The organism is Bradyrhizobium sp. (assembly GCF_004799405.1).
In the GTDB taxonomy this organism is placed as follows: Bacteria; Pseudomonadota; Alphaproteobacteria; order Rhizobiales; family Xanthobacteraceae; genus Bradyrhizobium.
The window spans coordinates 105,952-119,461 of sequence record NZ_SSMW01000151.1 but is presented as its reverse complement, the minus strand read 5'-3'; the positions used below and the strand labels follow the sequence as shown (position 1 = coordinate 119,461).

The 13,510-nt window shown below is 62.9% G+C and carries 10 protein-coding genes; 3 read left to right on the top strand and 7 right to left on the bottom strand.

The window, feature by feature from the left end; translation table 11 throughout:
• Window positions 1-27: 27 nt before the first annotated feature.
• The 3 genes from E7813_RS24235 to E7813_RS24225 are packed head-to-tail and all read right to left on the bottom strand — an operon-like array spanning window position 28 to window position 3,643.
• Complete coding sequence (locus E7813_RS24235; RefSeq protein WP_291577815.1) at window positions 28-1,632, bottom strand: benzoate-CoA ligase family protein; 1,605 nt, start codon at window positions 1,630-1,632, stop codon at window positions 28-30.
• Window positions 1,629-2,774, bottom strand: coding sequence for an FAD-dependent monooxygenase (locus E7813_RS24230; RefSeq protein ID WP_291577814.1), 1,146 nt, complete (start codon window positions 2,772-2,774; stop codon window positions 1,629-1,631). The genes E7813_RS24235 and E7813_RS24230 overlap by 4 nt, the downstream gene beginning before the upstream one ends.
• A 38-nt stretch (window positions 2,775-2,812) precedes the next feature.
• Window positions 2,813-3,643, bottom strand: a complete 831-nt coding sequence (locus tag E7813_RS24225) for a cysteine rich repeat-containing protein (RefSeq protein WP_291577813.1) — start codon at window positions 3,641-3,643, stop codon at window positions 2,813-2,815.
• Window positions 3,644-3,809: 166 nt separating this feature from the next.
• On the opposite strand from E7813_RS24225, the gene E7813_RS24220 reads away from it, so the two are divergent.
• Together E7813_RS24220 and E7813_RS24215 are read left to right on the top strand one after the other, a co-directional pair.
• The gene (locus tag E7813_RS24220; protein ID WP_291577812.1) at window positions 3,810-5,009 is read left to right on the top strand and encodes an efflux RND transporter periplasmic adaptor subunit; all 1,200 of its coding nucleotides are present in this window, start codon (window positions 3,810-3,812) and stop codon (window positions 5,007-5,009) included.
• Window positions 5,010-5,017: 8 nt separating this feature from the next.
• Window positions 5,018-8,179: a multidrug efflux RND transporter permease subunit gene (locus E7813_RS24215; RefSeq protein ID WP_291577811.1), complete on the top strand. Its 3,162-nt coding sequence runs from the start codon at window positions 5,018-5,020 to the stop codon at window positions 8,177-8,179.
• Between the two features lie 90 nt (window positions 8,180-8,269).
• Here the strand turns inward: E7813_RS24215 and E7813_RS24210 are convergent, their stop codons facing one another.
• Both E7813_RS24210 and E7813_RS24205 read right to left on the bottom strand, forming a co-directional pair.
• Window positions 8,270-9,256, bottom strand: a complete 987-nt coding sequence (locus E7813_RS24210; protein WP_291577810.1) for an ABC transporter substrate-binding protein — start codon at window positions 9,254-9,256, stop codon at window positions 8,270-8,272.
• Between the two features lie 113 nt (window positions 9,257-9,369).
• A complete protein-coding gene (locus E7813_RS24205) occupies window positions 9,370-10,677 on the bottom strand; it encodes an FAD-dependent oxidoreductase (protein WP_291577809.1) in 1,308 nt (435 codons plus the stop codon).
• A gap of 113 nt (window positions 10,678-10,790) precedes the next feature.
• Here E7813_RS24205 and E7813_RS24200 point away from each other — a divergent pair, with 113 nt between their 5' ends.
• Window positions 10,791-11,648, top strand: a complete 858-nt coding sequence (locus E7813_RS24200; protein ID WP_291577808.1) for a VOC family protein — start codon at window positions 10,791-10,793, stop codon at window positions 11,646-11,648.
• 22 nt (window positions 11,649-11,670) lie between these two features.
• Here the strand turns inward: E7813_RS24200 and E7813_RS24195 are convergent, their stop codons facing one another.
• Together E7813_RS24195 and E7813_RS24190 are read right to left on the bottom strand one after the other, a co-directional pair.
• The gene (locus E7813_RS24195) at window positions 11,671-12,603 is read right to left on the bottom strand and encodes a branched-chain amino acid ABC transporter permease (RefSeq protein WP_291577843.1); all 933 of its coding nucleotides are present in this window, start codon (window positions 12,601-12,603) and stop codon (window positions 11,671-11,673) included.
• 32 nt (window positions 12,604-12,635) lie between these two features.
• Window positions 12,636-13,508: a branched-chain amino acid ABC transporter permease gene (locus E7813_RS24190; RefSeq protein WP_291577807.1), complete on the bottom strand. Its 873-nt coding sequence runs from the start codon at window positions 13,506-13,508 to the stop codon at window positions 12,636-12,638.
• Window positions 13,509-13,510 lie beyond the last annotated feature (2 nt).

The following is a 13,510-nucleotide window of genomic DNA, read 5'->3' as shown; positions in this document are numbered from 1 at the left end:
ACGGTTGAGCAACTGAAGCATGACGTACTACTCCCGCAACAGCGCCTGCCGGTCGATCTTGCCGGTGCCGGTTTTTGGCAACTCGTCGACAAACCGAATTTCGCGCGGATATTTGAATGGCAGCAGTTTTGTTTTCACAAAATCCTGCAGCATTTTGGTGGCGTCGCCGGGGTCGAATCCGGGCTTGTTCATCACCACCACGGCCTTGAGGGTCATGCGGCGGTCCGGCAGTTCGATCGCGAACACCGCGCATTCGCGCACCTCAGGATGCTCAACCAGACAAAGCTCGATCTCCAGCGGATAGACCCATTGGCCGGAGATCTTGACCAGATCGTCGGTGCGGCCGCGAAAGAAATAGAAGCCGTCGGAATCGCGCACAAAGCGGTCGCCGGTATAGATCCAGCCCGCCTCGCGAATGGTTTCCGGCCGGTTCCAGTATAATGGCGTGTTGGAATCGCCGCGCACCCACATGATGCCTTCCTCGTTGTCGCCGACCATGAGGCCGTCCTTGTCTTTCAGCTCGATCTCGTAGCCGGGCACGCGAAGGCCCGCCGCACCCGGTTTCTTCTTGTTGGAGCGATTGGAGAGATAGATGTGCAGCGCCTCTGTCGATCCCAGCCCTTCCATGATCTCAAGGCCAGTCAGCGCCTTCCAGCCGTTTGCCACATCGGCCGACAGCACCTCGGCTGCGGACAGCGCCATCCGCAGCGAGGAAAAATCAGTGGCCGCGGCACCCTCGGCCTTGATTAGCAGCGTATAGAGCGTCGGCAATCCGAAAAACACCGTGGGGCGAAAACGCTCGATCGCCTCAAACGTTGTCGCCGGCTTCGGCTGGCCCGGCAGCAACAGCGCCGTGACGCCGGCGGAGAACGGGAAGGTGATCGAATTGCCGAAGCCATAGGCGAAGAAAATCTTCGGCACCGAAAAGCAGATGTCGCCAGGCTTGAGCTTCAGCACGTTGCGCGCGAACGCGGCCTCACTATAGGCCATGTCGTGCTGCAGATGAACGATGCCCTTGGGGCGGCCGGTCGAGCCCGACGAATACATCCAGAACGCCATCTCGTTGCGATGGGTGTCGATTTCCGCAAGTTCGGCCGGAAAGCCCAGCAACCATGGCTCGGCGATGATGGCATGTGGCGCGGCGTGATCGCCTGCGGCGCCGTTGACGGCGATCAATGTCTTGAGTTGCGTATCCTTGCAGGCCGCCGCATCGAAGCGGACGCAAAACTCGGCATCGGCGACGGCAACGGTCGCGCCGGAATCCGCAAGGTAGAATTGCAGCAGTTCGGGCAGTGTCAGCGTGTTGATCAGGAGCGGCACGAAGCCTGCGCGAACCGCGCCGAAAAATGCCGCCGGATAGGCCGGGGTATCGTCGAGGAACATCAGGATGCGTTCGCCGCGCTTGAGCCCCAGCGATTGGAAGGCATGTCCCCAGCGGGAAGCTTCCGCGCAGAGTTCGCGATAGCTGCGCGTTCCGGCCGGGCCGATCAGTGCCGTCCGTTCGCCGTGGCTGTTGGCCAGGTTGTCGAACAGGATTCGGCTGGCATTATATCGCTGCGGAATCCCAAAGCCGATCTCCAGCGCGCCCGGGCTATCGGGCGGGACCGGATCGGTGATCTCAGGCGATGTCACGGCTTGCTCCCGCTTTGCTGATGCCTCGACGCCTCATACCGCGCCATGAATGCCGGGGACATCGCGCGCAAGCGGGCGTCGTCGATCCGTCCCGAGCGGGTGATGTAGCTGTAGGCGAAATCCATCAGGTCGAGCTTCATATGCTCGGGGAATTTCTCGTACCAGTCGGCGCTGGTTCGTGCCGCCGTCACCAGCTTCTGCACGATCGGCTTGCGCTCGGTCTGGTAGCGGGCGAGTGCTGCCGGAATATCAGCCTCCGCCTCCAGCGCCTTTGCCAGCGCGATGGCGGCCTCGATGGCAAGCCGTGTGCCGGAGCCGATCGAGAAATGCGCCGAGTGCAGGGCGTCGCCGAGCAGCACCCTGTTTCCCGACCACCAGCGCTCGTTCCAGATCCACGGGAAATTGCGCCACACCGATTTGTTCGACAGCAAGGAATGTCCGCCGAGGGTCGATGCGAAAATGCGCTCGCAAATGCTTTTCGATTCTTCCACCGTCTTGTCGGCAAAACCGTAGCGCCGCCAGGTCGCGGGATCGCATTCGACCAAAAAAGTGCTCATGCCGGGCGCGTAAAGATAATGATGCGCGTTGAAGGCGCCGAGCTCGGTCTCGATAAAAGTCTGCGACAGCGTCTCGAACCGCTTTGCGGTGCCGTACCAGGCGAATTTATTGGCGGAGTAGGATACCGATGCGCCGAATTCGGCTTCGAACGTGCGGCGCACCAGCGAATTCAGCCCATCGGCCGCGACGATCAGGTCGTAACCGGCAAATCGATCCATCGATCGGATCGTCGTGTCGTATTGTGGCGCAACACCAGTTGCGCGGACGCGCTGTTGCAGGATCGTGAGCAGTTCGAGCCGGCCGATCGAGGAGAAGCCGACGCCGTCGATCTCGACGCTCTCGCCGCGCAGGTTCAGCGTGATGTTCTTCCAGCTTTCCATCCGTGGCGCGATGGCGTCGACCGTATCGGGGTCGTCGGCGCGGAGGAATTCAAGCGCCTGCTCCGAGAACACCACCCCAAAGCCCCAGGTGGCGTCGGCGGCATTCTGTTCGAACAGCTCGATATCAGCGTCGGGGTGACGCTTTTTCCAGAGATAGGCGAAATAGAGCCCTCCGGGGCCTCCGCCGATCACGGCAATTCGCACAACCTTCTCCCGAAAATTCGCAGTCTAACGTGCTGTTCTTACTGTTGCACGGCGAACTGTGCCAGAACGTCCTGGCATGCGGGGGAAAGCGAGGCGGCCTGGGTCGCCAGGCATTGCATGATACGGCCCCCGCCAGGCTGAACGCCTCCGCAAAGCCCGCGCACATCGCCACTGCATGCCGACCTCAGGACGAAAAGCTCCTCGCGGGGCCGCATCGGCCGCAGCACCATCGCCGGGGCCGGGGTCGAGGTATCGGCGGGCGTCGCCGCAGGCATCGAGGCAGTCGCCGCAGGTCCGGAAGCGGGTGTTGCGCCGCCGCCGGCCGCACTGACAGCCCGCTGGCAGCTTGCCGAGAGTTTGGACTTATTCGTTGCCAGACAATCCAGCGCCGCAGCGCCGCCAGTTGGTACGCCGGCGCAGGTTCTTTGATAATCGGACCGGCACGCGCTGCGGATCGCTGTGGTCTGTGCGCTGCTTGGCTTTTTGGCGGTTTTACTTGTTGCTTTCGGGGCGGGTTCAGCCGCGGTCTCGGCCGGCTTCGCCGCCGCCGGGGGCGGAGCGGACGCGGCGGGGGGTTCAGGTTTGGATTCAGTCTTGACTTCAGCCTTGGGCTCAACCGGTGCTTCCACTGCACGCACCGCGCTCTGGCAGCCCGATGACAGGCTCGACATGTTTTTCTGCAGGCATTGCAACGACGCCATGCCGCCGGGCGGGACGCTAGCGCAATGCGCTTCATAATCCGAGCGGCATTGGGATCGGATTGCACTGCGTTGCGCATCGGTTGGCGCTTGTGAAAAGGCCGGCGTTGCGAATGCGATAGTCGCCAGCGAGGTCAAAAGCACCGCGACGCGTTCCAACGTGTTGATCATTTTAAGAAATCCTTGTCGCTGTTGCTGAGACCGCTCAACGAGGAAATTTCGTGCGTCACATCCTTTTCGCTTTCGGGTTCCACTGCAAGCGGATTGTTGCTATTCATGGATGCCGAAAGATTTTCTCCGAATAAAGCGCTTTTAAATAAAACGATTGAGGCAAGGGATGAAACTGACGCGTCCACCGGCATTCGCTAGGCCGAACGGCGCCACGAGGCCGGGCGCCACCGCCAGCCGCATTTCTCTCGCCGCGTTGGCGTTCGTCACCTTGAGCGCCTGCGAACAAAACAGCTTCGTGCCGCCACCGCCGCCGAAGGTCGATGTCGGCGTGCCCATACAGCGCAATGTCATGCGTTACCTCGAGGCCACCGGCAACACCTCCGCCATCAAGTCGGTCGATCTCGTCGCGCGGGTGCAGGGCGTATTGCAAACGATCAACTACCAGGACGGCGGCTTTGTGAAGGAAGGCACCACGCTGTTCACGATCGAGCCCGACACCTACAAGCTGAAGCTCGACCAGGCCCAGGCCGCCGAGGCCGGCGCGCAGGCGTCGCTGAAGCAGACCGAGGCCGACTACAAGCGTCAGGTCGATCTGGTTGCAAGGCAAGCCGTCTCGCAGGCGACGCTCGATACCTCCACGTCCGCACGCGATAACGCCCAGGCCAACCTGCAGCAGGCCCAGGCCAACACCAAGATCGCGGCGGTCAATTACGGCTACACCAACGTGGTCGCGCCGTTCGACGGCATCGTCAGCGCTCATCTGGTGTCGGTCGGCGAACTGGTTGGCGCGGCGTCGCCGACGCAACTTGCCACCATCGTGCAACTCGACCCGATCTACGTCAACTTCAACGTCAACGAACAGGATGTGCTGCGGATCCGGGCCGAAGCCAGGCGGCGGGGAATGACGTCGAGCCAGCTGACGCAACTGCCGATCGAGGTCGGATTGCAGACCGAGAGCGGCTATCCGCACCAGGGCAAGCTCGATTATGCAGCCCCCACCATCAACCAGTCGACCGGAACGCTTGCCGTGCGCGGCGTCCTGCCGAATCCCGATCGGGTGCTGCTGCCCGGCTATTATGTTCGCGTCCGCGTTCCCTTCGATCAGCAGCAGGATGCATTGCTGGTGCCTGACGTTGCACTGGGCAGCGATCAGTCCGGACGCTACGTGCTGGTGGTCAACGGCGATAATGTCGTCGAGCAGCGCAAGGTCGTGACCGGGCCGATCGACGGCGAGCTGCGCGTGATCGACAGCGGGCTGAAGGCCGATGATAGGGTCGTCATCGCAGGCCTGTTGCGCGCCATCCCCGGCCAGAAAGTCGATCCGCAACTGCAGAAGGTCGAATCATCGCCGGCATCGGCCAAATAGGACCGGTCATGATTTCGAAATTCTTCATCGAGCGGCCGGTGCTTTCCAACGTCATCGCGATTCTGATGATTTTGATCGGCGGAGTGTGCCTGCTTCGTTTATCGGTCGCGCAGTATCCCGATGTGGTGCCGCCGACCGTCCAGGTGACCACGCGCTACCCCGGCGCCAGCGCCAAGACCGTGATCGACACCGTCGCGTTGCCGATCGAGCAGCAGGTCAACGGCGTCGAGGACATGCTCTATATGCAGTCCTACAGCGGTGCCGACGGCACTTATTCACTGACAGTGACATTCAAGATCGGCACCGACCTCAACTTTGCGCAGGTGCTGGTGCAGAACCGGGTGTCGAGCGCGCTGTCGTCGCTGCCGCAGGCGGTGCAGAACCAGGGCGTCACCGTCCAGAAGAAATCCACCGCGATTTTACTGTTCGTAACGCTGACTTCCCCGAACGCCAGCTATGACAGCCTGTTTCTCAGCAACTACGCCACCATCAATCTGCGGGACGAGTTGTCGCGTTTGCCCGGTGTCGGCAATGTAACGGTGTTCGGCGCCGGCCAGTATTCGATGCGGGTCTGGCTCGATCCGAACAAGCTGCAGGTGCGCGGGTTGATGCCGCAGGACGTCATCCAGGCGATCCAGCAGCAGAGCCAGCAGGTCACCGCGGGCCAGGTCGGCGCACCGCCGACGCCGGCAGGACAGGCGTTCCAGTACACGCTGAACTTCAATGGCCGGCTCGACGACAAGAGCCAGTTCGAGGACATCATCGTCAAGACCGGCAACAACGGCGACGTCACCCGCGTGCGCGATGTTGGCTGGGTCGAACTCGGCGCCCAGACCTACAGCCAGGTCTTCTCGCTCAACAAGAAGCCGGCCACCGGCATCGGCGTGTTCCAGTCGCCCGGCGCCAACGCGCTCGAGGTCGAGGCGGCGGTGCAGAAAAAGATGGCGGCGCTTGCGGCGCAGTTTCCGCAGGACGTCAAGTACGACACGCCGTTCGACACCACCAAGTTCGTCTCGGCCTCGATCAATGAAGTCTACAAGACGCTGTTCGAGGCTGGTCTGCTGGTCCTGGTGGTGATCCTGATCTTCCTGCAGGACTGGCGCGCGATGCTGGTGCCGGCGACGACGGTGCCGGTGACGATCATCGGAGCCTTCGCGGCGATGGCCGCGCTCGGCTTCACCGTCAACATCTCGACCCTGTTTGCCATCGTGCTGGCGATCGGCATCGTGGTCGACGACGCCATCGTCGTGGTCGAGGGCGCTGCCCACAATATCGAGAAGGGCATGTCCAGCCATGACGCCGCCATCGCCGCGATGGATGCGCTGTTCGCGCCGATCGTCGGCATCACGCTGGTATTGGTCTCGGTGTTTTTGCCCTCGGCCTTCCTGCCCGGACTGACCGGGCGGATGTATTCGCAATTTGCGCTAGTGATCGCCGCGACCGCGCTGCTCAGCGCCGTCAATGCGGCAACGCTGAAGCCGACGCAATGCGCGTTGTGGCTGCGCCGGCCGGTGCCGCCGGAACAGCGCAATTTCTTCTATCGCGGCTTCAACTCGGTCTATGACCGGCTTGAGCGGGGTTATGCCGGCTTGATGACCCGCATGACCGCGCACGCCAATCTGTCGGTAATTATCGCTTTGATCCTGATCGGCATCGCGGGCTACGGCCTGTCGCGGGTGCCGACCGGCTTTATTCCGATCGAGGATCAGGGCTATCTGCTGGTGGCGGCGCAGTTGCCCGATGGCGCGTCGCTCGATCGCACCCAGCGCGTGCTCGACCGGATCAGCGAAATCGCCGGCAAGACGCCGGGCGTCGAGCAGGTGATCAGCATCGCCGGCATCTCGGCGCTCGACAACAGTTCGAGCCTGGCCAATGCCGGCGTCGCCTATCTGATCCTGAAGGAGTGGAGCGAGCGTGGCCCGGGCCAGGACCTGCGTTCGCTGTTCGTCGGATTGAACGACAAGATGTCGGCCATTGCGGAAGCGCGGATCCTGGTGATACCGCCGCCGCCGATCCAGGGCATCGGCAATGCCGCCGGTTTTGCCATGCAGGTCCAGTTGCGCGACGGCAATTCCGATTTCGGCAAACTGCAGGCCATGACCGGCGCCATTGTCGCCAATGCGCAAACCCAGAGCGCGTTGCAGCGGGTCAGTTCGTCATTCCGCTCGATGGTGCCGCAGTTCGACGTCGATGTGGATCGGGTCAAGACCCAGACCCTGCATGTGACGACCGACCAGATCTTCTCGACGCTGTCGTCTTATCTGGGCTCGTCCTACGTCAACCAGTTCACCAAGTTCGGCCGCACCTTCCAGGTCTATGCCCAGGCCGACGCGCAGTTTCGCCTGACGGTGCGCGACATCGAAAGACTGATGGTGCGCAACAGCCAGGGTGACATGGTCCCGCTCGGAACGGTGGTCACCATCACGCCGTCGGTCGGCCCTTCGCTGATCAGCCTGTACAATCTCTATCCGTCGGCGACCGTGATCGGCCTGCCGGCGACCGGCTACAGTTCCGGCCAGTCGATGACCTTGATGGAAGAGATCGCCGCCAAAACCCTGCCGCCGGGGACGGGCTATGAGTGGACGGCGATGTCGTATCAGGAGAAGGTGGTCGGCGGCCAGATCTACTGGGCCTTTGGCCTCGCTTTGCTGCTGGTCTACCTGGTGCTGGCCGGACAATATGAGAGCTGGTACGCGCCGGTCTCGGTCATCCTGGCCGTGCCGCTTTCACTGCTAGGCCCGATGGCGGTGCTGATGGCCCTTCGGATCGAGAACAATCTTTACACGCAGATCGGAATCATCCTCTTGATCGCGCTGTCGGCCAAGAACGCCATTCTGATCGTCGAAGTGGCGCTCGAGCTTCATGTCCGCGACCGCAAGCCGCTGCTCGAATCGGCGGTCGAGGCGGCACGGGCGCGGTTCCGGCCGATCCTGATGACGTCGTTTGCCTTTATTCTTGGCGTGGTGCCGCTGGTGCTCGCGACCGGCGCCGGCGCCAGCGCCCGCAAGTCGATCGGCATCACGGTGTTCTCCGGCATGATCGCCTCGACCTGCCTCGCCGTGCTGTTCGTTCCGACCTTCTTTGTCGTGGTGCAACGGTTCGAGAACTGGCTCGCGGAGCGAAAAGGCAAAACACCCGGCGCGCAAACGGTCACGCCGGCAGGTTCTTGACCGGGCATCGATCACTTCCGGCCTTCTCCGACAAGGGGCGTCAGAGCGGTTGGCATGGCGTAAAAGCGCCGGCAACGGAAGTGCCAGGCCTCATTCGACCACCTCGTCGGCAAGCGCCAGGACATTCGGTGGAATTTCAAGGCCAATCGATTTCGCAGTCTTCAGGTTGATCACAAACAAATAGCGCGTTGGTTGCTCGAACGGCAGATCGGAGGGCCTGGCGCCCTTGAAGAGACGATCGACCATCGAGGCGGCGCGGTCGAACGATTCCTGCAAATCCGGCCCGTACGACATCAAGCCGCCCTCGCGAACCAGCGGGTCATATTCGTAGATGGCCGGCAGGCGATGGGTGGCGGCATATTGGAACACGCGCTTGCGGTTGAGGATCGTGAGCGAGTCGGAAACCATCAGAATCGCGTCCGGCGGCTCGCGATCCATCACCGCGAACGCCTCGTCGAAATCGTCCGGCTCGCGCACGCCGACCGCTTGCACGGCGACTCCCATCGCTTCGGCCGCCTTTGCCGACGCGGCGTAGCGCAAGGACATCCCGAGGTCGTCCTTGTTCCACAGCATCGCGACGCGATGAAGTTTCGGCAACAGCTCCTTGAGCAGGCCGAGCCGCTTGGTGCTGAGCGTGGTCGCCACATCCGAGATGCCGGTGATGTTGCCTTCCGGTCGCGCAAGATTCACAACAAGGCCGGTCGCGAGCGGATCGCCGACACCATTCACCACGACCGTGGGAATACCGGCGTCCTTGGCCGCGACTGCCGTCGGATAGCCGACCACCACGATGACGTCGACCTTGCTTGCCTTCAATTCTTCCATCAAACGCGGAAGCTCGATGGGCTGCCCTGCCGCCTCGCGAGGTCCTTCCAAGCCAAGATTTTGTCCAAGCGTGTAGCCACGCTGCGCCAGTCCATCGAGAAGCAGCTTCGCGTAAGGGGCGGATTCAGGCAGAAGTCCACGGGGAGTAACCACCGCGACGCGGTAGACCCTGGCCGGCGCCTGCGCGATGCCCGCACGGGGCGCAGTCATCGCCGCGGTGCCGATCAGAATCATGAACTCACGCCGTTTCATGAACGCCTCCGTGGTGATTACGTGGTCGGTATCCTAACAGGCTATTCCATCGGAATGCGCGAAATTGCGATTCGGCTAACGCCTTCGTGTTCGCAAGATCATCGACAACGCCCTCAGGTGATTTCCCGCGCGTCGCGCCGGCGATAGACCATCAGCATCAGGGGTGCGAGCCGGCGCAGCAATCCGTGTGCGACAAGCGGCGCGGGTTCCGAGAACGGTAGCGCCAGATCGCTTTCGGGAAAGCCACGCACGGCCTTGGACAGTTCGTCGCCGAGTGCGATCGACAACGCGACCGCGCGGCCGTTGCAGCCGGTCCAGCCATAGGCGTCCGGCCCGAGCCGGTGAATGCGGGGCAGGAAATCCGTGGTCATTCCGACATAGCCGTTCCAGACGTAGTCGAATTCGACGCGCCCGATCTGCGGCCACAGCCGCTGCAGGCGCGCGGCGACGATGGCTTTCAACCGTTCGGGCTTGTTGCCGGGTCCGATCACCGCGCCTCCGGTGACCAGGCGATTGCGGGCGTCGTATCGCGCGAAGTAAAGTTCACCGTGGGTATCAGACATCGCCTGCCGGCCGGGAATGACGGTGCTGCGCTCCGCCTCGGACAAAGGCTGCGTCGCCATCTGCCAGGAAAATACCGGCATGACTTCATGCGCCATCGCCGGCAGCAGGGATTTGGAAAATTCGCCGGTATAGGCGTTGGTCGCCACCACCAGCGCGCGGCCACTGACCCGTCCTTTGTCCGTCGTGACCACCCAGCGGCCGTTGTCGCGCCTGAAGCTGACGGCGGCGGAGCGCGCAAAAATTCGTCCGCCGCGCTCGAGCACCACGCGCGCCAGGCCGCGCGACAAAGCCAGCGGATTGATGTGGCCGCCGCTTCGGTTCCAGAAGCCGCCGAACCAGGCCTCCGATCCCAGCATCCGGCGGGTCTGGTCGCGCGACAGCAACTCGACGGCAGCGCCGAATTTCGACCATTGCCGCACCCGGCGCTCGGCGATCCGGATGCGCCCCGGCGAATGCACCGGCTGTATCCATCCGGTCTGCTCCTGTTCGGCCTGGATCTGATAGCGCCGTGCAAGGTCGAACAAGGTCGAGGCGCTGTCGCGCAACAGCGCGACGAAGCGTTCGCCGGCCGCGCCGTGTTTGGCGATAATGTCGTCCGGGTCCGGCCGCGACAGGGTCGGGATCACCTGGCCGTTGTTGCGTCCCGATGCGCCCCAGCCCGGCTCCATCGCTTCGACGATGACGACGTCGACGCCGGCTTCGCGCAGATGAAGCGCGGTCGAAAGACCCGTAAAGCCGCCGCCGATGACGACGACATCGGCTTCGACGGTCCCGGTCAGGTCGGGCAGGTCGGGACCGGGCGGGGTGATCGCGGCCCATAGCGAGCGAGGCCAGCGGACCTCTGCGGCATCTTTCATCGTTGTTTCCTGCCGATCGACGAGCAAATCGTGAGTCCGGATTGGGTCAGCTTGCGGGCACTCCGCCGATCCGGTTAGTCTAGTATGTCAATTCCTGCCGGGGAAACAAACGCGTGGCGCTCAGGAACATCGTCGGAATCGACCATGCCGTCGTCGTGGTCCGTGATCTCGATCAGGCCGCCGCGAACTGGCAACGCCTCGGCTTTACGGTGTCGCCGCGCGGCACCCACAGCGCCAAGATGGGAACGGGCAACATTACGATCATGCTCGACCCCGACTATATCGAATTGCTCGGCGTGCTGGTCGAAACCGAACACAATGTTCCGAGCCGCAAATTCCTGGCGCGGCGCGGCGAAGGCATCGAACGCGTCGCATTCACCGCGGTCGATTTGGCCGCCGGGGCCGAGGAAATTCGCGCCCGCGGCTATGCGGCGCTCGGCCCGACCGATTTCGAGCGGCCCGTCACCATGCCCGACGGCGCTCAGTCGGCGGCCAAATTCAGGATCTTTCAATGGCCGATCGAGGAGGCGCCCGCCGGCCTTCGCATTTTTGCGTGCCAGCACAAGACCCGGGAAACCGTCTGGATCCCGGCGTTGCAACACCACGCCAATGGCGCCAGGCGCCTCAGGCAGGTGCTGGTGGTCGCAACGGAGCCGGCGAAAGATGCCGCACATCTGGCGCGCATGATCGATCGCGAGGTCAGAGCCGAGCCGGATGGCGCGGTCGCGGTGCCGTCAGGTTCAGATCGCGCCGACTTTATGTTCCTCACCAGGGAACAGTTGGGCCGGCGATATCCTGCAGTCTCGCTGGCGGGACTGCCGGAGAGCGGTGGCGCCGGTCTTGTGATTGCGACTTCAGACCTGGTCGCCGCGGAGAAGACGTTCGGCGGCGCCGGTGTCCGCAGCGGAAACGCGGTTTGCGTCGCACCGGCGGCGGCCAACGGGACGCTGCTGGCCTTCGTCGAGGCTTAGCAGGGAGTCATGGGGTGTTGCCTTACGACTTGCGCTGCGTTCGCAGCCGCTCGACCAGGCTGCCCAAAATGCCCTTGGGCAGGAAGATGATGAACAGCACCAGCAGCACGCCGTAGACGAGATTGTCCCAGCCGACGGCCCTGGTGCCGAAGCCGATCCGCAATATTTCCGCCAGCAGGATGGTGATGATGGCGCCGATCGTCGGCCCGAGCGACATATAGAGACCGCCGACGATGACGGCAAAGACCATCTGCAACGATACCGAAATGCCGCTCACCGTGTCGGGCGAGATGAACATCTGGTACTGGCAATAGAGCGCGCCGGCGAATGCCGTCATCAGCGCGCTGATCAGCGTGATCTTGAGTTTTTCCTTGGTGACGTTGACGCCTGCGGCGGCCGCGGCATCCTCATCCTCGGAGATGGCCTCCAGCGCATAGCGATCCATGCTGGCGTCGACCCAGCGCCAGATCACGAGGCCGAGGGCCCAGACGCCAAGCGCGATCAGGTACCAGGTCACCTTGTCGTCGAATTGCAGCGCCAGCAGATGGCTGCCCTTGGTGCGGTCGGGCGTATAGCCGAGCGAGCCGCCGGTGTAGTCGCGGGTCGCGGTGATGACCTGCAGCACGATTCCGGACAGCGCCAATGTGACCAGCACGAAATAGTGGCCGGTGATGCGGAACCGGAAACACGGATAGCCCACGATCAGCGCCAGCGCCGCCGCCGCGGTCATCGCGACCGGAATGCCGAGCCACGGCGACACCCCGAGATGATTCCACAACAGCGCGGTGACATAGGCGCCGACCCCCATGAACCCGCCATGGCCCAGCGACACCAGGCCGAAGCGGCCCATCATCGACCACGACGTATAGGCAAACGACCAGATCAGGATCAGGATCAGGATGTGCAGGTGGTAGGGGTCGCGATAGACGAACGGCAGCGCGATCAGCGCTATCATACCGGCGATCCAGGGCGCGATTTGGCGAAGCGTCACGAGCGCCTCGCCAACAGCCCGGCGGGCCGGATGAACATCATGACGATGAAGAAGGCGAATGCCAGCACGTAACCCCATTCGAGATCGGAAAACAGCCCGCCGACCGAGATGATCTCGGCGAACACGAACGCCGCCACGAAGCCGCCGACGAAATTACCGAGCCCGCCCAGCACGCAGACCAGGAAGGTGATCGGTCCGAACGACAGGCCGACGAAGGGATGAATGTCGTATTGCAGCACCAAGAGGCAGGACGCCAGACCGGCCAGCGCACCCCCTAGCGCCGAGGTGATGATATAGATGCGGCGGGTGTCGACGCCCATCAGCGCCATGATCTGGCGATCCTGGGCGATGGCGCGGATCGCGGTGCCGACATAGGTCCGCTTCATGAAGAGATAGACCAGCACCATGCCGATCAGCGCCGCGGCAAAGGCCAAGAGGCGGGCGTAGCTGAAATGCATGTCGGCGAATTGCAGCACCGGCAGCCGGATGCCGAGGTTGCGGAAGTCGATGCCGAACGCGACGGTGGCGAAGCTTTGCAGCACGAACAATACGCCGCCGGTGGCGAGAAGCTGGTTGATAGGCGGCGCCGAGAGCAATGGCGCGATCACCAGCAGATGCAACAGCGCGCCCAATGCGGCGACCAGCAGGATGGTGAGCGGGGCTGCGATAAAATACGACAGTCCGAAATACTGGACCATGTAGTACATGCCGTACATGCCGATCATCACCAGTTCGGCGTAGCAGATCCAGGTCACGTCGATGACGCCGAAGATCAGGTTCAGCCCGAGCGCCAGCAGTGCCAGCAGGCCGCCGAGCAGAATGCCGTTCACGATCGCTTCGAGCAGGTAGATATCGAAAATATCCATCATGG

What these genes read in the sequence shown, in the direction of transcription:
- E7813_RS24190 (WP_291577807.1), bottom strand. Translation starts at nt 13,508, where the DNA reads ATGATGGATATTTTCGATATCTACCTGCTCGAAGCGATCGTGAACGGC.
- E7813_RS24195 (WP_291577843.1), bottom strand. Translation starts at nt 12,603, where the DNA reads ATGATAGCGCTGATCGCGCTGCCGTTCGTCTATCGCGACCCCTACCAC.
- E7813_RS24205 (WP_291577809.1), bottom strand. Translation starts at nt 10,677, where the DNA reads ATGAAAGATGCCGCAGAGGTCCGCTGGCCTCGCTCGCTATGGGCCGCG.
- E7813_RS24225 (WP_291577813.1), bottom strand. Translation starts at nt 3,643, where the DNA reads ATGATCAACACGTTGGAACGCGTCGCGGTGCTTTTGACCTCGCTGGCG.
- E7813_RS24220 (WP_291577812.1), top strand. Translation starts at nt 3,810, where the DNA reads ATGAAACTGACGCGTCCACCGGCATTCGCTAGGCCGAACGGCGCCACG.
- E7813_RS24210 (WP_291577810.1), bottom strand. Translation starts at nt 9,256, where the DNA reads ATGAAACGGCGTGAGTTCATGATTCTGATCGGCACCGCGGCGATGACT.
- E7813_RS24215 (WP_291577811.1), top strand. Translation starts at nt 5,018, where the DNA reads ATGATTTCGAAATTCTTCATCGAGCGGCCGGTGCTTTCCAACGTCATC.